The organism is Gloeothece verrucosa PCC 7822 (assembly GCF_000147335.1).
Classification (GTDB): domain Bacteria; phylum Cyanobacteriota; class Cyanobacteriia; order Cyanobacteriales; family Microcystaceae; genus Gloeothece; species Gloeothece verrucosa.
In genome coordinates, this window is record NC_014501.1 from 1,920,693 (window position 1) to 1,940,034 (window position 19,342).

Annotated in this window: 15 protein-coding genes; 5 read left to right on the plus strand and 10 right to left on the minus strand. The window is 40.5% G+C overall.

The features are described 5' to 3' along the window. Nucleotides 1–81: 81 nt before the first annotated feature. Nucleotides 82–780, plus strand: coding sequence for a DUF928 domain-containing protein (locus tag CYAN7822_RS08565; protein ID WP_013321853.1), 699 nt, complete (start codon nucleotides 82–84; stop codon nucleotides 778–780). On the opposite strand, the gene CYAN7822_RS08570 is transcribed toward CYAN7822_RS08565, so the two are convergent. From CYAN7822_RS08570 to CYAN7822_RS08590, 5 genes are all read right to left on the minus strand, one after another. Then, nucleotides 777–3,494, minus strand: a complete 2,718-nt coding sequence (locus CYAN7822_RS08570; protein ID WP_013321854.1) for a CHAT domain-containing protein — start codon at nucleotides 3,492–3,494, stop codon at nucleotides 777–779. The genes CYAN7822_RS08565 and CYAN7822_RS08570 overlap by 4 nt on opposite strands. Before the next feature lie 159 nt (nucleotides 3,495–3,653). Beyond that, nucleotides 3,654–4,400 carry a hypothetical protein gene (locus CYAN7822_RS08575; protein ID WP_157871794.1) on the minus strand — a complete coding sequence of 249 codons (747 nt, stop codon included), beginning with the start codon at nucleotides 4,398–4,400 and terminating at the stop codon, nucleotides 3,654–3,656. Nucleotides 4,401–4,846: 446 nt separating this feature from the next. Next, nucleotides 4,847–6,106 carry a rod shape-determining protein RodA gene (gene rodA / locus CYAN7822_RS08580; RefSeq protein WP_013321856.1) on the minus strand — a complete coding sequence of 420 codons (1,260 nt, stop codon included), beginning with the start codon at nucleotides 6,104–6,106 and terminating at the stop codon, nucleotides 4,847–4,849. Nucleotides 6,107–6,145: 39 nt separating this feature from the next. Further along, nucleotides 6,146–7,207, minus strand: a complete 1,062-nt coding sequence (locus CYAN7822_RS08585) for an Mrp/NBP35 family ATP-binding protein (RefSeq protein WP_013321857.1) — start codon at nucleotides 7,205–7,207, stop codon at nucleotides 6,146–6,148. Between the two features lie 497 nt (nucleotides 7,208–7,704). Then, nucleotides 7,705–8,181 carry a hotdog family protein gene (locus tag CYAN7822_RS08590; protein ID WP_013321858.1) on the minus strand — a complete coding sequence of 159 codons (477 nt, stop codon included), beginning with the start codon at nucleotides 8,179–8,181 and terminating at the stop codon, nucleotides 7,705–7,707. 199 nt (nucleotides 8,182–8,380) lie between these two features. Here CYAN7822_RS08590 and hemF point away from each other — a divergent pair, with 199 nt between their 5' ends. Both hemF and CYAN7822_RS08600 read left to right on the plus strand, forming a co-directional pair. Next, nucleotides 8,381–9,412, plus strand: coding sequence for an oxygen-dependent coproporphyrinogen oxidase (hemF, locus tag CYAN7822_RS08595; protein ID WP_013321859.1), 1,032 nt, complete (start codon nucleotides 8,381–8,383; stop codon nucleotides 9,410–9,412). A gap of 822 nt (nucleotides 9,413–10,234) precedes the next feature. Then, nucleotides 10,235–12,031 (plus strand): choice-of-anchor D domain-containing protein, encoded by a 1,797-nt coding sequence (locus tag CYAN7822_RS08600; RefSeq protein WP_013321860.1) that lies wholly within the window; start codon nucleotides 10,235–10,237, stop codon nucleotides 12,029–12,031. Nucleotides 12,032–12,157: 126 nt separating this feature from the next. Here the strand turns inward: CYAN7822_RS08600 and CYAN7822_RS08605 are convergent, their stop codons facing one another. Further along, nucleotides 12,158–13,339 (minus strand): glycosyltransferase, encoded by a 1,182-nt coding sequence (locus tag CYAN7822_RS08605; RefSeq protein WP_013321861.1) that lies wholly within the window; start codon nucleotides 13,337–13,339, stop codon nucleotides 12,158–12,160. Between the two features lie 37 nt (nucleotides 13,340–13,376). Between CYAN7822_RS08605 and CYAN7822_RS40165 the strand changes: the two genes are divergently transcribed. Both CYAN7822_RS40165 and CYAN7822_RS08610 read left to right on the plus strand, forming a co-directional pair. Next, nucleotides 13,377–13,499: a hypothetical protein gene (locus CYAN7822_RS40165; protein WP_280989831.1), complete on the plus strand. Its 123-nt coding sequence runs from the start codon at nucleotides 13,377–13,379 to the stop codon at nucleotides 13,497–13,499. Between the two features lie 4 nt (nucleotides 13,500–13,503). Then, entirely contained in the window at nucleotides 13,504–14,349 is an 846-nt protein-coding gene (locus CYAN7822_RS08610) for a cyclase family protein (RefSeq protein ID WP_013321862.1), read from the plus strand. A gap of 9 nt (nucleotides 14,350–14,358) precedes the next feature. Here the strand turns inward: CYAN7822_RS08610 and CYAN7822_RS08615 are convergent, their stop codons facing one another. From CYAN7822_RS08615 to tig, 4 genes are all read right to left on the minus strand, one after another. Beyond that, nucleotides 14,359–15,264 carry an alpha/beta fold hydrolase gene (locus tag CYAN7822_RS08615; RefSeq protein ID WP_013321863.1) on the minus strand — a complete coding sequence of 302 codons (906 nt, stop codon included), beginning with the start codon at nucleotides 15,262–15,264 and terminating at the stop codon, nucleotides 14,359–14,361. 111 nt (nucleotides 15,265–15,375) lie between these two features. After that, nucleotides 15,376–16,716: an ATP-dependent protease ATP-binding subunit ClpX gene (gene clpX, locus CYAN7822_RS08620; protein ID WP_013321864.1), complete on the minus strand. Its 1,341-nt coding sequence runs from the start codon at nucleotides 16,714–16,716 to the stop codon at nucleotides 15,376–15,378. Nucleotides 16,717–16,728: 12 nt separating this feature from the next. Next, complete coding sequence (gene clpP, locus CYAN7822_RS08625) at nucleotides 16,729–17,415, minus strand: ATP-dependent Clp endopeptidase proteolytic subunit ClpP (protein WP_013321865.1); 687 nt, start codon at nucleotides 17,413–17,415, stop codon at nucleotides 16,729–16,731. A 332-nt stretch (nucleotides 17,416–17,747) separates the two neighbouring features. Beyond that, nucleotides 17,748–19,178: a trigger factor gene (tig, locus tag CYAN7822_RS08630; protein ID WP_013321866.1), complete on the minus strand. Its 1,431-nt coding sequence runs from the start codon at nucleotides 19,176–19,178 to the stop codon at nucleotides 17,748–17,750. Nucleotides 19,179–19,342 lie beyond the last annotated feature (164 nt).

The window sequence follows — 19,342 nt, forward strand, 5'->3', positions numbered from 1 at the left end:
TTAACTTTTACTGGGTTTTAAAATTACTCACATTTAAGCTACAATAGTAAATAATTTATTCAATATTCCTTGTTGTTGATTATGACTCAACTACTTGGACTTGTTAAGTCTCTAGTTTTAATAGGGATTCTAGAAATAGTACCAACCGCCATTGCAGCAACAGCAGCAGAAAGCCAATTGCCTAAACCTCCAAATACAGGAACACCGACAGGCAATCCCACACCAGCAACTACTCGTTCACCAGTAACTTGTCCGAAAACGGATAAGCCGGTAACAGCCTTAATCGCTAATAATCACAAAGATTATACGACCAAGGAATATCCCACCTTATGGTTTTATATTCCTTATTATTCTAGTGGCGAAATTAGACAGTTAGAGTTTGTCTTACTCGATGGAGCAGAACGACAAACTATTTATCGAACAGGCGTAAAATTAAGCCAAAAGCCGGGATTTATTGCCATCACTGTGCCGGCTAACGCTCAATATGCCCTTCAACCCCTGAAAACTTATCGTTGGTATTTAATGCTAGATTGTCAAAATGATCCAGATGATGAACCCGCTTTGGTGGTTAATGGTTGGATCACTCGTTTAGCTGAGGGTTCGACTCAGGCAAATTCTCTTTGGTATGATAAGATCAATGACCTTGCTAAAGATTATTTTACTGACCCCAATAATCAAACAATTCATGAGAATTGGGTCATGCTCCTACAATCTTTGGGTTATACCTGGTTAATTGAAGAACCTTTGGCTAATTCAACTTTAACGACTCCGTTGTATTAACGCCAATTGCCCACTAAAACATAACCCGCCCAATAGTAAGGATTTTGGTACTTGGGTTGTTTTAACAGTGCTTGTTGGGCAAGATGTAAGGCTTGAGCTTTACTAGATCCTAGCACCTTGAGTTGATTATAAAATATCTCCATTAGTTGAACTGTAGACTCATCACTGATTTGCCACAGAGTTGCTAACGTCGCTTCAGCCCCAGATCTTACCGCTAATCCCGCTAATCCTAAAGTGGCTCGATTGTCACCTAAAGCCGTTTGACAAGCACTCAGGACTAATAAATTAATTCTATTAGAAGATGTTTGCTCGGAATGACTAAGTAAATTATTAATGTCATTAGGTCTTAACAATTCACCGATAGTTTCTTGACTACTATGAACCAGTATAAAAGTTTCTTGAGGATCTGAGCTAAAATTTGCATGAGTGGCCAGATGAACAATAGAATAATGATTTTGCTTAAGATTGTCTTGAAGATTTTCGCTAGTAAATTGACGATTTAAAAGAATTTTAGTGGGAAAAATCGTTTTTATTTCCTCTAGTTCATCCGTAACGTTTAAAGGATTAAAATAACGGTTTTCTGCCTGAACTTCTTCACTTATACCAGCCGCTAAAACTTGAAATTTTTTAGGATTATTCAAATCTGGCTTAAATAAATTAGAGCTAGGCAGTAAAGCAAGAGCATATTTTTTCTCAATTAAATATTGCTCGGTTTTAGCATCATAAAGTACCCCAAGAGGAACATTTTTTAATTCTCCATCTAAAACAAAGACTAATGTTTTTAAATCTGCAACAGTTTGTAGTTGTTTTTCCATTGGTTCAATTAGCCATTGATAAATCGCTGTCGCATTAGCAGTTACTTCCCCAGCATTGCGTCTTACAATGGCAATACGCAAACGAGAAATGGCTTTTTTGACGATGGTTTGCGAAACCGGGACTTGATGATGGGTTAAGGGTTGTCCCGGTAACTGAACAATTACTTCCACACGGTCGGGAAGAAGAATAGGATAAATAAAAGCGGCTGTTGGCTCAATTTCAGCTAAATTTGGTTGAAGGTAAATTTCCGATTTAAGTTGACAACCTAGAAAATTTTCTAATTCTGCTATCTGGAGGTCATCAATAATTTGAATAGCCTTTTTTAAATTTTCTTGAGAAGGTTGAAAATGATCATTGGTTGTTAATAACAAATCCACTAACTGACGATACACGGGTTCAATCTGATCACGAAAAGCAAATTGTATTTCTGAATTCACATTAAGTAAATCACCCCGAACAGCTTGCAAAGAGTCAACCGCAGCATAATAAGCGGCAATTGCGCCTGTGAGATCTCCTTGTTTTTTCAGTAAACGCCCTAGTTGCCATTCCCAACGATAGCGTAACTCAGGGGCCTGAATTTCTTCTAACAGCAATAACGCTTTTTCAGTGAGTTTTTGAGCCTCTTTCCATTGTTGGTTAATTTCATAAAGTTCTCCCATTTGTCCGATAGCCGCCGATGTTGTGGATGAATCTTCTAACTTTTGAGCTTGGTCAATGGCCGAGGCGATAATCTGAGCAATGGTTTGCCAAGAAGGAAGATTGAAGTTGTTTTTAGACATGAGTTTTTCTGATGCGAGTTGCTCTCGATAATCAGAATTAGTACAGGAAAAATCCTGATACTCAATACTCTGTTTTAAACAACTTAAACTATGAGCAAAATTCAGGCGGCTATAAATTGCCTCTCGAGAGGGAGCAAGTTCACTCAATTTTGCTTCTAGAGGAGCAATCAGTTTTATAGCACTCTCCCATTGCCGATTATCAATTAATAGAGAAAATTGATTAGCTAACGAGAGCAACTGTTTATTTCCAGTGGAAATTTGAGCGGCTCTTTGATAATAATCCAAGGCGGCATTAATATAGCCTTCGGCTGCTTTTAATTTGCCGATCGCTAGATTTTTTTGGGCTAAAGATCTTTGGGTATTTCCTAACTCGAGCAAAAACGTACTTTGTAAATCTGGATTAGGGGATAAAGTTAACCCTTCTTCTAGCACTTTTTGAGATTGATTGAAGTCTCCTATTTCCCTTAAACTATATCCAAGCTGTACAAATCCATCCGCTTTTAAAATAATATCTTCAATAGACTTTAAATTTTCTTTGATTTCAATTAAAGTTTCTCTAGATCGGACATTTAAGCCTAATGCCTGTAAAACTTTTACCTGATTGAGTTTAGTTCCCAGAATACCTTGTCGATGATTGGCTAGACTATATTGATAGGTGGCTTTTTCCCAAGCGTTGAGAGCATCAGTTAGCTTTCCCTGTTGCCAATAGAGACGGCCTTGGGTATTCCAAATTTTGCCGAGAACGGCGGCTTGATTTTGGGAGTGATCTGCTTGTGTGTTGAGAAGTTTTAAACTTTGATTAATAGCTTCTTGCGCGGCTTGCCATTCTCCAAGATGTTGATAGGCTAAAGAAAGATTGCTCAGTGTTAAACCTTGACTGAGATAATCTCCTTTGGCGGCAAAGGCAGCAACCGTCTGCTGCCAAAGCATGATGGCTTTTTGATATTCTCGGTTTTGGTAGGCTTTTATGCCTTGTTGTAATAAACTTTGAGGGTTAATCTCGACAGAGGAGAGAGAAAACGATTGAAATCCGGAACTGGTTCTCCACTGATGAACCGGATTTGGGTTGGCAATGAGTATAGTTTGTGCTTGCTGACTGGTGGCAGACAAACTAATCATTAACCCTAACAGGAATACCAGTATAAATTTAACTTTGTTCAATTAGCTCAAATCATTGATTATGACCGTTGCTAGATCTAATCATATCAAAAATTTTATTCCTTAAAACCCTTTTTCAGCTAGTAAAAGCCCTCTTTTGCATCTTTAATGACCAATGCCTCAAAATTGTGTTTGCAGCGCTTTTTCTATTTTGAGTGCCTCATCCGGTAATACTGTTTGGAAAATTACCATAGCTTCTAACCAAAATTGCTTACATAATGGTTCATTATCTAAGAGTAAGCAGATTTCTCCTAAATGCCAGAGGGCTTCACCATATTCTTGTTTTTGTCCCAGTTTTTTGAGCAAGTATGCCAGTTGTACAAAGAAGAGTTGAGCGATTTCCCAATATTTTCCTCCGCCATACATTTCGCCACGCTCTTTGTAGATTTTCCCTAATTCAAAACAGGCTTCTGCTATCTTGTATTCATCTTGGATGATGGAGGCAAAGCGAAGAACTTGATGCCAACCTGCCCAAGCTTCTATGATATTGCCGTCTCTAGCCGCTTGACGCGACCACATTGTAAAATATTCAGCACCGATCTCTGCACTTAAATGAGCTAAATCAAGAAAGTTTTGTGCTTTAAACCAGGTTAAAGCGGATTGGCTCTCTTTTTTAATTTCATTAATCCAGTTGGGATTTTCTCCCCCAAAATCATTATTTACCCATTCAAATATAGGCCGATTTAGGGATTGATAATAAATCTCTCCTTTTTGTTTAACAGTTACAGTTATTTTCACTTGTGGGTGAAGATCGATAATATTTTCTGAAACGATATAAAACCCTTCTTCTAATATTTGAGAGTTGATTTTTTTTCGCGCTTTTTCTAAAGATTCCGCTTCCATTTCAATGATTTTTTCTAACATCATTCCTCTCCTTTTGCCTTTATTCGAATTAGTTTTTGCTCAAATTGTGCTAGTTTTTTGATGAATGGCTTTATGCCTCATGAATATTTCTCATGAGACTTTTTCAGGTTTCAATACAAATTTTTCCCGATTAGGTTTACTATGTTACAAGATTTTTATACTTTGTTCATATAACGTTACAGAAGATAGCATTAGGTTATTATACCGTCTTAATCATGTTAAGCTTAAGTGGGGATTAACTGATTACACTCTATAACTTATTAATTTTATTTTCAAGCCTGAGATAATAATAAAAAATTATGACTAATAAGTAATGAATAATTTGAATTTTTCAAGGACTGAGCAACCCTAATCAGGGAACAGGCAACAGGCAACACTTCGACAAGCTCAGTGCAAGTAGGCAAAAGTAGGCTCGGGAATTTACGCTTAAGATTAACGATAACTTGAGTTTAATAAATTCTTTTTCGAGGTCGATAATTAGCCACAGATTCTACTAATCCCAAGGCAATAAAATTAGTTAATAAAGCTGAACGTCCATAACTCATCCAAGGTAAAGGAATCCCTGTAATGGGAGCGAGTCCAACAGTCATACTAATATTAAGAACCGCTTGAAAGGCTATCATTGTCAGGACTCCAACGGCCAACAGAGAGCCAAAATTTTCCTTGGCTTTTAAGGCAATTACCAACAGCCGCCAACAGATGAGCCAAAACACTAACAAAACAGCAATTGCACCAACAAAGCCTAATTCTTCGCCCACCGATGAATAAATAAAGTCTGTATGCTGTTCAGGAATAAAATTTAACTGGGTTTGAGTACCATTAAATAATCCTCGTCCCCATAGTTCTCCTGAACCAATCGCAATACGGGATTGAAGCAATTGATATCCCGATCCCAGAGCATCTTTTTCGGGATCGAGAAAGCTTGTAAAACGGGCTTTTTGATATTCTTTGAGCAAACCCCACATAATGCCGCTCACTTTACCGGCGGCAAAATTGCCTAAAATGGCACCGATGGCTGAAAGAAATCGGAAGGGGAGGGTAAACCAGGCAATAATTCCCATGCTTAAAGCAAAAACAATCCAGCCGGGAAACAAAAGATTATATAAGAACATCGAAGCAAGGGGAGAGATCATTAAAACCAGCCAACCGGGATTAATATTAGCCCAGTAAAGCATTCCTAGGGTAATAGCCGCAAAGACTAATCCTGTCCCTAAGTCAGGTTGTAACATGATCAGTACCCAAGGAAGGGCGGTAACAGCCAAAGCTCGAAAAACAGCCGGTAAAGTGGTGGCCGGCTTTTGATGGAGAATAGCCGCTAGAGAGATAATTAAACCCACCTTGGCAAATTCAGAAGGTTGAACATTAAACCCGGCGATATTAATCCAACTTTCGGCCCCATTAGCGGTTACCCCGATAATAATTACGCTCACGAGGGACAAGTTAGTAATTAAATAAATGATCCAATGCCACTGCATTAAGAATTCATAACGCCACCGGGCTAACAATAAAGCGATAAAGGTGCCAATGCCTGCAAAAATCCAATGTTGCCACCAATCAATAGAGGTTTCGTGCATTTCTGTACTGCGGATCATCAAGCCGCCAAATGTACTCAAACCCACCACCAGCACAAATAAAAACCAGTCTACTTGGGGCAGGGTAGAAAACCACATTTTCCAATTGAATCTAGGCAAGAAAGTTCTTTGTAACATCAAGGTGGCTCTCCGGTTTTTCTGATGATCTTACCAATTTTAGACTAAGGCACTGATAGATACTTTAGCGGCAATTTGTTGAGCGATAGCTGTTAAAGCTTTTGCGGATGCTGAAGTCGGATCACCCACAACAATAGGAATTCCGTTATCTCCACCTTCTCGCAGAGAGATTTCTAGAGGGACACAACCGAGTAGGGGTACCTGTAATTCACGGGCGGTTTTTTCGCCCCCGCCGGAACCAAATAAATCATAACTACGCTCCGGAAGGTCTGGAGGGATAAAGTAGCTCATATTTTCTACGATTCCCAATACATTAACCCCGAGTTGTTGAAACATTTTTAAGCCGCGACGGGCATCTTGTAAAGACACGGTTTGAGGTGTGGTGACGATAACGGCCCCGGCCATGGGTACTGCTTGGGCTAGGGTTAATTGAGCATCACCGGTTCCGGGGGGCATATCCACCACGAGATAATCTAGATTTCCCCAGTTAACCTGATACAAAAATTGACGAATAATGCCATTGAGCATGGGGCCGCGCCAGATTACGGGTTGATCCGGATTGATTAAAAACCCCATAGAAACCATTTTTACGCCGTGATTAAAGGCTGGTTCTAAGATATCGCCGTTTGCGCCTTGCTTGACTTGTATTTGAGCCTCGGTTAACCCTAGCATGGTTGGGGTATTGGGTCCGTAGATATCGGCATCTAATAGACCCACTTTTGCGCCGGCTTTGGCTAAAGCTACGGCTACATTCACCGAGATGGTGCTTTTTCCTACTCCTCCTTTACCACTGGAGATAGCGAGAATATTTTTAATGCCGCCAACGGATTGTTTATCGGGTAAGGATTTTTGCTGAGGGGTTTCGGCGGTTACTTCTACTTGAACTTTTTCGACTCCGGGTAATTGTTTGACGGCTTTTTGACAGTCTTCAACGATAAATTCTCGTAGCGGACAGGCCGGCGTGGTTAATACTAGGGTAAAGCTGACGGTTTCTCCTTCTATCTTGACATTACGGATCATATTGAGGTCCACCAAACTTTTTTGCAGTTCAGGGTCTTGAACTGGACGTAGGACTTCTAAGATCGTTTCTGTATTTAGCATAATTTTTCTCCTTTACCCAGTCATTACGGGGATTAGCTGTAGGGATATTTTTAATGTTTTCTTCCATAAAAATTAACCTTTTCTAGACCATCATATCAGATCGGTGATCCAATCCTGGTTAGGAAAAGCAAATATTTATTAGCTAACCATCTCAATGATGGCTAAGCGTTCTGTTTTTGTTGCCGGGCAAGGGGTTAACACTGCTTGCTGATTTTTATAAGGGGCTATTTTTCGGATTTTCGTCCACTCAAATTTTTAGAAAATACATCTTTCTCTTGAGAGAGTTTTTAGGTTTTTTGTTAATGAAGGTTTGAGCTTTATCATTGATTGGGTGTCAATTTTTCCCTCAGTGGTCTATTAGATTGTTAATACACCTTAGTTATCGTTAATAGGCACGCTTTCAAACCAGAACATTTTTACCAAGCTCGCTTTTAAAAACAGTTAGTTAGGAAATTTTAGACGATTAATGGTTCTCTGTGGTATTTTAGACTATCGCTCTAAACGACTCGTTCGGCTGCATCGGCTAATTCTCTGGCCACTTGCATCGAATAGGGTTTAATCCACCACCAGATCAGAGGAGATAACCATCCGCGCAGAGTCACCGAGTAGGAAATATAAGTTCCGCACAAAGTTGATTCTACCTGATAAGTGATCTTTTGTTCCATGCCTGGAATAGCCAAAACCCGCAAACTCAATAACTCGCCCGGGCGGACATTTTCCACAAACAGACGGATAGGGATGGGAGTTAAGCGAGTTACAGCCTGATAAATTAAGCCAGGTTTAGCAATTAATCCTAAAGGAACATTAGTTTTTGAAAAGAGCGGATGCCAGGATACATCCGCTAAATTAATCAATTTTTGCCAGAGTATATCTATGGGGGCTGTACTGACAACCCGATAAGTTTTATAGAGGGAAAATTTACAGGTCAGTTTCCCTTTAGCCGCAATCAGTTTAAAAGAAAAATTGAGAATCACCTTCCGCCTCCCGCACTCAATGCTTGGGCAAATTTAATATTGTAAAATATTCCGTGTCTTTTTATTAAGATACATTTTTATTTTTAACTTATCTGCTCCATTAAGCCGTAGATTGATAAAGTGATGACTTTTTAACTTCGTCTGATGATCAGGGCAGACGACTGTAATCTAACTGTTTCGCGTATCTAGAACGAAAATTATGACCGTTGTGACAACAGATGTAACCCCCTCAAAAGAAAATTTATTTCCTCCGGCAGATGCTAAAGAGCGAGTCAGCCAATTCATGAAAAGTTTACAGGATGAAATCTGTCAAGGTCTAGAAGAACTTGATGGGACCGGCAAGTTTCGAGAAGATAGTTGGAACAGAGAAGAAGGGGGTGGAGGTCGTTCCCGGGTCTTGCGTGACGGGGGAGTTTTGGAGCAAGGGGGTGTAAATTTTTCAGAGGTTTGGGGTAAACAATTACCTCCTTCTATTTTAAAGCAGCGCCCAGAAGCTGAGGGTCATGAATTTTATGCCACCGGCACCTCACTGGTTTTACATCCCCGCAATCCTTATATTCCCACTGTTCACCTCAATTATCGCTATTTTGAAGCGGGGCCGGTCTGGTGGTTTGGAGGTGGGGCTGATTTAACTCCCTATTACCCTTATGCTGAAGATGCCGCCCATTTTCACCGTACTTTTAAAGCGGCTTGTGATCAGCATCATCCAGAGTATTATCCGGTCTTTAAGCGCTGGTGTGATGAATATTTTTATCTCAAGCATCGAGGAGAAACCCGAGGAATCGGTGGTTTATTTTTTGATTATCAAGATGGGTTAGATCCCCTTTATCGTGGGCCTCATGCCGATCAAGGTGCGGCTATCTATAGTCAGCAACTTCCTCCCCAATCTCCTCGTACATGGGAGCAGTTATTTGCTTTTGTCAACGATTGTGGTCGGGCCTTTTTACCAGCTTATGTTCCCATCGCCCAAAGACGCAAAAACACGGAATATGGAGATAGAGAAAGACAGTTTCAATTGTATCGTCGGGGCCGCTATGTAGAATTTAATTTGGTCTATGACCGAGGAACGATTTTTGGCTTACAAACAAATGGTCGTACTGAGTCGATTTTGATGTCTCTACCGCCTTTGGTTCGTTGGGAATATTGTTATACTCCTGAACCCAATACCCCAGAAGCCGAATTGTATGAACGATTTTTAGTTCCTCAAGATTGGGCAAATTGGAATAAATAATCATATTTTCGTTGCTTTCAATTAAATTAATAAAGTATAATTAAATTAGCTATTATTTTTGACCTTATTCTGGCAAAATGATAGCTATTTTATTAAAAAAAAACAGACCTTTTACTATAAATTTTCTAGGTTGTAAATGAGTAAATTCTAGGAAATTTAGCAAATATAATTCCTAATTATATACAAAATTTACTGAATTATAAACCTAAATAAAGCTGGGAGTTTTTAATATTATTATTAATTGTAAAAATTAGGTTTAATCGTCTTGCCACTATCTTTTTAATCTCTAATGTTGTTTCTCGAAATTTCGCCGAAAAAATCGCCTGAAACTCGAAGTTTTTTGCCTATTTTACACTTAACTTTCATTTTTGTCTGTACTTATATATTACTATATAGTTTTTCATATAGCGTTTGCTAATAATTGGTGAAAATTAGACCCCTGCTAAATCGAGATTGGCTAAGGGTTTTACCGCTCAAAGACCGATGCTGTATGGGTTTTGCTAATCATCGCGAGAGTCAACTCTCCTAGTTCTTTTAATCAATTTTTATCTATGAGATAATTATTAAAGTAGATGGATCTAGTTGGATTTACTCCAGTATTTTTTCTGAAAGATTGACGAGAGAATTAAAGATTCATTAAGTATTGCTTGAAGCTATTGTTAAGGATTGCTTACAAACAAGAGTCATTTAAATGGTCTTTTGAAGAGCCATATAATTAATCCTAATTAGTTTTTCGTAAAAAATTAAGTTACAATGAACGCACTATATATAATTTTCGTTGGCTATCAGTTATCTTGTAAATATAAAAAGTCCATAACTCCTATGAACAGATTAACTCGTTTTTCAACCATTTCTATAGTTACTATTGGCAGCATCGTAGGTATCAGTAATTACGCTCAAGCCGGCTCATTAACTCTTAGTGCTACTACTTTTGGAAACTATTCCAATACTGGCACGAGGAATACTACCACTTACCTAACTGGAAAAAACAATACGACTGGCACTACAGAAACCAATCGTAGCTTTTTTATTTTTGACCTCACTGGTAAGGATTTGAATGCCTCATACCGCACGATTCTCAACTCTCAATTGATACTGAATAATCCAAGCAGTGGTTATGTTGGTCCGAGTGGAACTTTGAAATTTAATGTCACCAATGTCGATACCAATAATGTTCCACTATTGCAAAGTACAACAGCAACCACGACTCAGAGAGTAGCTATTTTTAATGATTTAGGAGTCTCAAATGCGGCATCAGTTTATGGTTCAACTAATGTCGGTAGTGTGAACAATGGCAAAGATGTGACGATTGACTTAGGGACTAATGCTAATGCCAATATCCTAGCACAAGCCCAATCTGGGACTCCTATGTTCGCCGTAGGAGGCGCACTCACGTTAAATGGAACAACGGCACGGCAAGTCATCTTTAACGGCAGTGGGGCCGGTACTAAACAACTGGTGATCAACTATGCTGATGCTCAAGCCTCCACCAATGAAAACCAGCAATTCGGCAATGTCTTAGTCGGTCAAACCAAGAATGTGGATTTAACCGTCACGAACTCAGGCGATGCAGGGAGTCTACTATCAGGTTCCATTGGTGCATCGAGCAATCCCTTGATCACTCCCACTTCTGGCACCCAGTCTTTTACCAATCTACAGGCTGGCCAGTCGGCTACTCGTACCTTTACCTTTACTCCCACCAAGCGTAGTAAAGGCACTTCTGAGCAAGCCACAATTGCTCTTACCAGTAATACTAAAAACGCCATAGCGAACCCGTTGTTTACCGGTTTTGGAGTAGCGGCTCAAAATGCCCTCACTTCCATCAACAATAATGCTGGCTATGTGCGGATAGGAACACAGGCTAATCTAAACTTTAATATCCAAAATGTGGGCGATGGAAACTTATCCGGTTTAGGAGAGATGAGCAATCTCAAAGGAACCATTGCTCTAACCGGTAGCAGTAGCGATTTTTCAGCCACATCCGGTTCAATAGGAGATGTGAGTCTTGCTGATAACGTTGTCAAAGCCGTCAATCTTTCTTACAAGCCCACAGATCATGGTGTAGATACTCAGGTGGTGAGCCTAAACTTTACGAATGGTAGCGACGACGGCACCAACCAAGCTCAAGTTAAAACCGTAAACTTGACCGGGTACGGAGTCGGGGCTGAGTTTCAAAGTTCATCGGCCCCTAACTCCACCCTTGACTTCGGTAAAGTCCTAGTGGGAAAAACTCGTCTTTTGTCTCTGGCCATCTCCAATGCCACCCAAGACCCAACCCAGGATTTACAATTAACAGGATTGACCTTGCTTGATGCTAAGTTTGAAGGTCCTGGCGCTGAGGCTTTTTCATTAGTCAATTTCACCAAAGGAACCGTACTCGGGGCTGGACAGAGCCTCAATTTGCAGTTGCAGTTCAATCCCCTCTTTAAAGGCGATTTCAGCCAAATTGCCTTGCGAATCTTAACTGATCAAGGAACGGCTTTCGGACAGACAGGACAAAGTTTTAGCTACAATATTAAAGCCACTGCTATTCCAGAACCTAACACCACTTTAGGCTTATTAAGTCTTCTAGGTACTGCTGTTTTATTGCCTAGAAAAAAAGCTAAGAAAATTCTTTAGCTAATTCCACAAGAAGCGAAGTACCTGAACATCAATAAAACACTCTATGTGTAAGGTAAAAACCTCCGTATGCCCCTGTTGCCTGTTCACAGAGCCGGTTAGGGGGCTGTACTTATGTCTAGGTACTTAATAAACTCTTCCTTTCCAACCTCCTCCTTGTCCTCGCCAGTGCCGCCAAGCAGAATCAATGGTCATGAGAGTGTACAAAAAAGCGATGCCCGGTAAACTGATTCCCCATAAAAAAGAAGACTCGTATAATTTAAGAGTGGGAAAATAGGCGATCAGCATCAATAACCAAGCCATAGTGCCTATCCCTATCATTAACTTATTTCCTAACACTACACCTATCATCACACTGAGGGGAGGAATTAAATAAATGATGGTCATTCCTATCACTGTCCCGATTAATAGCCAAGGGGAATAATTGAGTTGAGTAAAGGCTGTACGAGCAACCAAATCCCAAAGACTTTTAAGAGAAGGATAGGGACGGAAACTTTCTGTGGCATCTGTCAATCCTAACCAGATAGATTTTTCGGTTAATGTGGGTTCAGTTTGAAGATAAGATTTAACAGCCGCAGCGAGAGAGCAATCATCAATTAAGGCTTTACGTAAAATTTGGAGTCCTCCGATGTCTTCTAAAATTTGGCGACGAATTAAAATACAACCGCCGGCGGCGGCAGCCATTTTCTGCTGAGGGTCATTAACCCAAGGAAAAGGATATAATTTTTGAAAGAAAAAGACAAAGGCCGGAATTAAGACTTTTTCCCAAAAAGATTTACATCTGAGTAATACCATTAAGGAAACCAAAGCTAAATTTTCTTGTTCAGCTTTAATAACTAATTCTTGAAGATTAACAGGATGATGACAAATATCAGCATCGGTAAAGAGAAAATAATCGGGAGAAGAGTGCTGCTTGGCGTAGCGAATCCCTTGTTCCATTGCCCACAGTTTACCCGTCCAACCCGAGGAAAGCGGCTGTCCTGAAATAACGGTTAAACGAGCAGATTGGTGACATTTTTGGGCGACATCAAGAGCCACTTGACCGGTTCCATCGCTACTTTGGTCATCAATTAAAATAATAGAAAATTCTCCAGGATAGTTTTGATTTAGAAGAGAGTTTAAGGTAGTGGGTAATAGATCAGCCTCGTTTCTGGCAGGCACAACAGCACAAACCGAAGGATAAAAACTCAATTGATTATTGTTAAGCTCAAGACGTTGATCAGCTAACCAAAATTTTCCTCGAAAACACAATAAATAAAGCCAAATTAATAAAGATAACAAAACTAAACCTAAAAAAACTTGATTCATCATGTTTAATTTTTAAACGGAGGGAGATCAATAAATTATGCTATCGGTGAGTCAGGCGGCTCAAACGGTTAAAACTTTAGTTCGCCAATGCTTACCGACTTGGGCCACAATACAATATATTGTGAAAAACAATTATTTTTTGTTTTGTGAGGAGCGATAAATAGATGTTAGCCAAAAAATTGACCCAAAACTTGCTGATTTGCCTGCTAGTAACCTTGTTACTGGTTTGGGGAACTTCTCTGGTTAAAGCTAAAGATACAAGCTTAACTCAAGTTTATCAAGTTCTCAAAAATAAGCAAACGGTAGACCTGACTCATGCTTTTGAACCTGGTATTCCCCACTGGCCAGGGTTTCCCGATGAAACCCGTAAAACGCTTTATTGGTATGAACCGTTAGAGGGCGCTTTGGGTTCGGGATTTTTTGCTCAACTCTATTGTCATGCGGGACAATGGGGAACTCATGTTGATCCGCCGGCTCATTTTGTCAAGGGTTTACGCACGGTAGATCAAATTGAAGTTAAAGAGATGATTTTGCCTTTAGTGGTGATTGATGTGCATCAAAAAGTGGCCCAAAACCCTGACTATACTTTAACAATGGCAGATATTCAAGATTGGGAGCGGCAACATGGGAAAATTCCTCAAGGCGCGTTTGTGGCGATGCGAACAGATTGGTCAAAACGTTGGCCGAGTAGGGAGGCGATGCAAAATAAAGATGCTCAAGGTGTTGCTCACTATCCTGGGTGGAGTTTACCGGTTTTAAAATATCTGTATGAAGACCGCAAGATTACCGCTTCTGGACATGAACCAACGGATACTGACCCCGGAGTAGCTACCAGTAAAGATGATTATTCTTTGGAGAATTACATCTTGTCCCAGAACCATTACCAAATTGAGTTGTTAACTAATTTAGATCAAGTCCCAGAAAATGGCGCATTAGCGGTGGTTACTTTTCCTAAACCAAAGGGGGGTTCAGGGTTTCCAGCTAGAGTGTTTGCAATTTTGCCATTTTAAAAAATGAGATTAAAGCGAGTTATCTTGCAAAAATTTTTGAACTTCTTGTAAATAAGTTGGGGCATCTTCCAACATGGGAAAATGAGCAGTTTTAGGAATTTCAACATAGGATATATTTTCATTCAAAGCCGCCGCTTGACGACCCATTGCTGCGGGAATAATAATATCTTTTTCGCCAGAAATTAGCAGGGTGGGAACTTTAAACTGTGCAAACTTTTGCGGCATAACTTCCACTGCTTTCTGACTAACTGAGGTATAAATTGTCCCTAAAGCCGCTTCATAATCTGCTAAAATAAAATCCTCTAAAAAATCCCTCTGAGCATCTTTTTCAATGGGACGATGAAGAAATCGCGCCATAAATAAGCGATCAGCTAAAGGAATTTTTAAAAACCAAGGATAACGAAACTGAACCACATATTTTCCAAATTTATGAAAAGCTGAAAACGCTTTTTCATCGTATTCAAAAATCCCATTACAAGCTAAGATGGCTTTTTCTACTCGTTCAGGAAATAAATCTATAAAAAAAGCGGCTACCGATGCGCCCATAGAGTGACTGTGGAGATAAACTCGTTTTATATTTAAAGCATCTAATAAAGCCGCTAAATCAAGCGCGTATTCTTCTAATTCGTAAGTAACTTCTACAGGCGTTTGAGGGAGTTTACTTCGTCCAAAACCACGTAAATCGTAGAGTAAGCAGTCAAAATTTTGAGACAATTCTTTAGCCGTCTTACGCCAATATCTGGCTGATCCTCCCCAACCATGAATAAACACCATGACGGGTTTAGGTAGAGAATTTTCTGAGTGAGAAGCGGCACAAGCCTCCGAATGCGGTGCAGGGGACAGGCCCTCACTAATCCACTCATAATAATGGTCAACACCTCTAACGGTGATCCGTTGTTCTGTCTCCTGTGTCATTGAGCGCTTTTTAAATTCAAAATTGAAAAAGATAAATTTACTGTTAATTGTACTATCTTATTTAGCTTTTAGCTTTCGCTATCAAATCTCAATTTTGAATGAGCGAATTTTTTAAGCTGACTCGGGTGTAACAATTGAGGAAGGATGAACTAATAAATCAGCCGTTGAGCGTTTTTCTACCATTTCCCGGGTAATCAAACAGCGCTTGACATCTTTTCGGGAGGGTAGCTCATACATCACTTCTAACATTAATTCTTCCACGATTCCCCGTAATGCTCTGGCCCCGGTTTTGCGCCGATAGGCTTCTTGAGCGATCGCTCTGACGGCATCTGATTTAAACTCTAATTGAACATTATCCATCTTCAGGAGTTTTTGATATTGTTTAACTAGAGCATTTCGCGGCTGAGTGAGAATAGCGATGAGGGCTTCTTCATCGAGGGGGTCTAACGAGGCCATAACCGGAATTCTCCCGACAAATTCGGGAATCATGCCAAATTTTACTAGGTCGTCAGGTTCTATTACTTTAAGCAAATCGGCTGTACGTTTATCTTTTGCATTTCCGTCTCCTGGCTGTATAAATCCCATAGATTTTTTGCCGAGTCGCTGTTCAACAATTTTATCCAAGCCGACAAATGCGCCGCCACAGATGAAGAGAATATTACTGGTATCGATTTGGATACAATCTTGATAAGGGTGCTTGCGTCCTCCTTGGGGAGGAACATTGGCGATGGTTCCTTCTAACATTTTCAGGAGTGCCTGCTGTACGCCTTCTCCCGATACATCACGAGTAATAGAGGGATTTTCGCTTTTACGGGCTATTTTATCGATTTCATCAATATAGATAATTCCCCGTTGAGCTTCTTCTACATCAAGGTCTGCCACTTGTAACAGTCGTAGCAGAATATTTTCCACATCTTCTCCCACATAACCGGCTTCGGTGAGAGTTGTGGCATCAGCCACCGCAAAAGGCACGTCGAGAATTTTGGCTAAGGTTTGAGCTAAAAGGGTTTTTCCTGAGCCAGTGGGACCCATCAGGAGTATATTAGATTTTTGTAATTCGATCGGATCATCAATTGAGCCTGTTCCACTGCGTTTGGATTGGATATCTGAGAGACGTTTGTAGTGGTTATACACTGCCACCGAGAGGACTTTTTTCGCCTCATTTTGTCCAATCACATATTCATCGAGATATTTTTTGATCTCTCTGGGTTTGGGAATTTGGCCGAGAGTGAGACGTTCTCGGCTATTGCGACGTTTCGGGCGTTCTTCCCTTGGCGAAACGGATGAGGAAACCGGGCTTGGGGGTTCCATCAGTTCCTCATCCAAAATTTCGTTACACAGTTCTACACACTCATCGCAAATGTAGACTCCCGGACCAGCGATAAGTTTACGAACCTGTTCCTGGGATTTGCCACAAAACGAACACTTTAGGTGGGAGTCGTATTTAGACATAGTTATTTCTTATTACAGTGAGGTTACTGGAATTGTGGGATCAGGAAGTTCTGAGCGAGAAATGACCTGATCGATTAATCCGTAGTCTTTGGCATCATGAACGGACATATAAAAATCTCGCTCGGTGTCTTCTGCGATTCTTTCGTAGGGTTGACCGGTGTGTTCGGCTAATAGAGAATTTAATCTTTGTTTGATATAGAGGATTTCTTTAGCTTGAATATCGATTTCCACCGCTTGCCCTTGCGCTCCGCCGATGGGTTGATGGATCATTATTCTAGCACTGGGTAAAGCCATGCGTTTTCCTTTTGTGCCACCGGATAGCAAGAAGGCTCCCATGCTGGCTGCTAGTCCAAAGCAGATGGTGACTACATCAGGACGAATTTGTTGCATGGTATCGTAAATGGCTAGTCCAGCGTACACCGAGCCGCCTGGGGAATTGATATAGAGTTGAATGTCTTTTTCTGGATCTTCAGCATCGAGATACAGCAGTTGAGCCACAATGGAGTCAGCGACATTATCATCAATTGCTGTGCCTAAAAATACGATTCTTTCCCGCAATAAGCGCGAGTAAATATCAAATGCTCTTTCTCCCATCCCCGATTGTTCTATAACTACCGGCACGATATTCTGAGTGCTGGAGTAGATCTTGGGGGAGCAATAGCTAATGATGGGGTGATCAGGCGATTTTGATTGAACCATAGGATTTGGATGCTGTTTAAAAAAATTTTGCCAGTTACTACTAACTTAGCGTTTTTCCCGCGTTTTCGGCTAGAGTAAGCCAGTTGAGAGATGGTGTTAATCGTTGGTTTTTCAGGTGGAGGCTTGGTAAATTACAATTTTAGTCAATCCTAAGCTTATTTACTAACAAAGGGCCCGTTGGCTCTAGTTTAGGGTTTTTTCAAAAGCTCCGCCTTCAGGCTTTTTTGAATAGCCTTAATGGCATTTGGATTGAGGCTACTTCCTCCACCTCAAATCTACCACAAAATTTTCGGTTCTTTGGAACTTTTGCGAGAATTTTGGCTAATTATTTTCTAAGATTCCTCAGAAGTTTCTCGAGAAGACTCAATCGGCTCGGCGAAGGTTTCAATGATAGTATCTTCTCCTTGGTCTATTTCTGTTTCCTCTTCTTGAGGTGTTGATTTAGGCACTAATTCAACGGTTGCTTTTTCTTGCAGCCATTCGAGAGTTTTTTGAGTCTGTAATTCTTGGATGATAACTTCTCGTAAACGGTCTAGATCGATGTCTTGCCCTTGTAATTGCTGTTTGAGCTTATTATATCTTTCCTCAATGGCTTGGTTATCGACTTCAATGGATTCGACTTTAGCCACCTCAGTCAGCACGAGAGTTTGTTTCAATCGCTCCACCGCTTCAGGACGAGCATTATCTCGCATACGGCCAATATTTTCTGAAGTAAAGAGGGTTTTGACATCTACTCCCATTTGTTGCATTTGTACAGCAGTTTGTCGCAGTAATTCGGTTATTTCTTCCTGAATTAAAGTTTCGGGCAAATCTACGGTACTAATGTTCACTAATTCTTCAATGATGCGAGAGTGGATGCTATTTTTAGTCTCATTTTGGGCTTGTTCTGAGAACTGTTTTTCTAGGTATTCACGCCACTCGGCCAGCGTTTCAAATTTTTGTTCGCTGTTTTCACTGATTTGTTCAGCCAACTCGTCATCAAGTTCGGGGAGTTCTTTAGTTTTAAGTTCCTTGAGGGTAACCGTAAAAATAGCTTCTTTGCCGGCTAATTCTTCTTGAGGATAATCCTCTGGGAAAGTGGCATTAATTTCTTTGGTTTCATCAGGTTTCATGCCGACAATGCCTTCGACGAATCCACTAATAAAGCGTCCTTCACCGAGTTCTACGCGAAAATCTGTCCCCTGTACGCCGGGGATAGCTTCTCCGGCTTGAGGTCCGTCGTTGGCTAGTGCGTAGTAATCGATAATTGCCACATCCCCAATTTGAGCGGGACGATCTTCAATGGGAACTAAGGTGACAAATTTTTCTCGTTGCTGTTCTAGCCACTCATCTATTTTTTGAGGATCATAGACGCTTTCTTCGGCTTTGATCTGAAGATTTTGATAATCTCCGAGTTGCACTGTAGGGGGAACATCCACCGAGGCTGAGAAAGTGAAGGTTTCTCCGGGGTTAAATTTTTGCAGTAATTCTTCAAAACTCGAGCCTAATTGATAATTCCCGATCACTTCAATCGATTCTTGTTTAATAGCTTCTTGCAAACTCGATTGAATGATTTCTTCTAAGGCAGTAGCCTTGATCCGTAGGGACCCTAACCGTTGAACTAGGACCTGACGGGGGATTTTTCCCTTGCGAAACCCAGGAATCTGTGTCGTGCGTGCAAGGTTGTTGACCACCGTTTCGTAGGTTTGTTTAGATGTTTCTGGGGGAATTTCAATTTCTAACCCGATTTGACTGTCAGGAAGCTTTTCCTGGGTAACTTTCATCGATTTCTCTTTCTCAAAACGACTATAAATGTATGCTTTGGATTTACTTAAGCTTAGAAATGGGTTTTCCCGTTTTAAGCAGGGTATCCCGATCTTTATATTTTACCCTCGAATTACCAATGTGGATCAAGCTGGGCGAATGAAAATCCCCTTTTCCATCAAGG

Bases quoted from the DNA above. Each gene is read 5' to 3' on its own strand.
- rodA (WP_013321856.1), bottom strand. From the start codon at position 6,106: ATGTTACAAAGAACTTTCTTGCCTAGATTCAATTGGAAAATGTGGTTT.
- hemF (WP_013321859.1), top strand. From the start codon at position 8,381: ATGACCGTTGTGACAACAGATGTAACCCCCTCAAAAGAAAATTTATTT.
- CYAN7822_RS08575 (WP_157871794.1), bottom strand. From the start codon at position 4,400: ATGATGTTAGAAAAAATCATTGAAATGGAAGCGGAATCTTTAGAAAAA.
- CYAN7822_RS08585 (WP_013321857.1), bottom strand. From the start codon at position 7,207: ATGCTAAATACAGAAACGATCTTAGAAGTCCTACGTCCAGTTCAAGAC.
- CYAN7822_RS08615 (WP_013321863.1), bottom strand. From the start codon at position 15,264: ATGACACAGGAGACAGAACAACGGATCACCGTTAGAGGTGTTGACCAT.
- tig (WP_013321866.1), bottom strand. From the start codon at position 19,178: ATGAAAGTTACCCAGGAAAAGCTTCCTGACAGTCAAATCGGGTTAGAA.
- CYAN7822_RS08600 (WP_013321860.1), top strand. From the start codon at position 10,235: ATGAACAGATTAACTCGTTTTTCAACCATTTCTATAGTTACTATTGGC.
- CYAN7822_RS40165 (WP_280989831.1), top strand. From the start codon at position 13,377: ATGCTATCGGTGAGTCAGGCGGCTCAAACGGTTAAAACTTTAGTTCGC.
- clpP (WP_013321865.1), bottom strand. From the start codon at position 17,415: ATGGTTCAATCAAAATCGCCTGATCACCCCATCATTAGCTATTGCTCC.
- CYAN7822_RS08565 (WP_013321853.1), top strand. From the start codon at position 82: ATGACTCAACTACTTGGACTTGTTAAGTCTCTAGTTTTAATAGGGATT.
- CYAN7822_RS08605 (WP_013321861.1), bottom strand. From the start codon at position 13,339: ATGAATCAAGTTTTTTTAGGTTTAGTTTTGTTATCTTTATTAATTTGG.
- CYAN7822_RS08570 (WP_013321854.1), bottom strand. From the start codon at position 3,494: ATGATTAGTTTGTCTGCCACCAGTCAGCAAGCACAAACTATACTCATT.
- clpX (WP_013321864.1), bottom strand. From the start codon at position 16,716: ATGTCTAAATACGACTCCCACCTAAAGTGTTCGTTTTGTGGCAAATCC.
- CYAN7822_RS08610 (WP_013321862.1), top strand. From the start codon at position 13,504: ATGTTAGCCAAAAAATTGACCCAAAACTTGCTGATTTGCCTGCTAGTA.